General features: G+C 42.9%; 1 protein-coding gene. It reads left to right on the top strand.

The genetic code is table 11. The features are described 5' to 3' along the window. Positions 1-879: 4Fe-4S cluster-binding domain-containing protein (locus UF75_RS25725; RefSeq protein ID WP_082075360.1), on the top strand; the 879-nt coding region annotated here is incomplete at its 5' end. Positions 880-1000 lie beyond the last annotated feature (121 nt).

The raw sequence follows: 1000 nt of genomic DNA, 5'->3' as shown, positions 1-1000 counted from the left end.
TTCTTAAAAAACCATCAACTGGAACAAAGAGTGCTCAGGGCCAAAGAACATCTGTTAAAGTGTAATCTTTGTCCTCACCAATGCGGAGTCAACAGGCTAGAAAAGCTTGGTTTTTGCCAGGCTCCCGACAAGGCTGTGATCGCCAGCTATGGTCCGCACTATGGGGAGGAACCGCCTTTAGTTGGACACAATGGATCAGGCACGATCTTTTTTGGTTATTGCAACATGCGTTGTGTTTTTTGCCAGAACTGCGAGCTTAGTTTCGGCGGCGAAGGGCAAATAATTACGAACGAGACGTTAGCGGAAATTATGCTCCTGCTCCAGAATCATTACCACTGTCATAATATCAATCTTGTGACACCAACCCATTTTGTGCCGAACATCCTGGACGCTGTTTTTATGGCGGCTCAAAAAGGATTAAGCCTCCCGCTGGTCTATAATTGCGGCGGCTATGAAAATCTTGAAACTTTGGCTTTGCTAGATGGTGTGGTTGACATCTACATGCCCGACTTTAAGTATCATCTCGCTGAAAGGGGAAGCCGCTATTCCAAGGTGAAGGATTATCCTGAAAAGGTGAAGTTAGCTTTAAAGGAAATGGACCATCAGGTAGGCGGATTGAAGGTGAACAAAGATGGGATTGCTTACCGAGGACTGATTATTAGGCATTTAATGATGCCAGGGGGACTTGAAGATAGCAAAGAAGTCTTAAAATACATCAAGCAAGAATTGTCGCCCGATTGCGTAGTAAACTTAATGGACCAGTATTACCCGGCCCATCAAGCATCCAGATATTTCGAGATATCCCAAAGACTGTCCAAACAAGAATACAAGGAAGCTTTAGCATTTGCCCAAAGACTAGGTTTAAACCTTGTAAGGTAACCATAATAACTTGTAGGGCTTTTTAAACTAATGATTGTTTATTAGGTATAACCAACTAACCCGTACCACGATATCTGATAGTATCCCTCTCTTTTATATAACGACCAAAATTTGACCGAAA

The sequence above is a fragment of the Desulfosporosinus sp. I2 genome (assembly GCF_000960765.1).
Classification (GTDB): Bacteria; Bacillota; Desulfitobacteriia; order Desulfitobacteriales; family Desulfitobacteriaceae; genus Desulfosporosinus.
The sequence above is the reverse complement of the archived record's forward strand: the minus strand, read 5'-3'. Positions and strand labels throughout refer to the sequence as shown.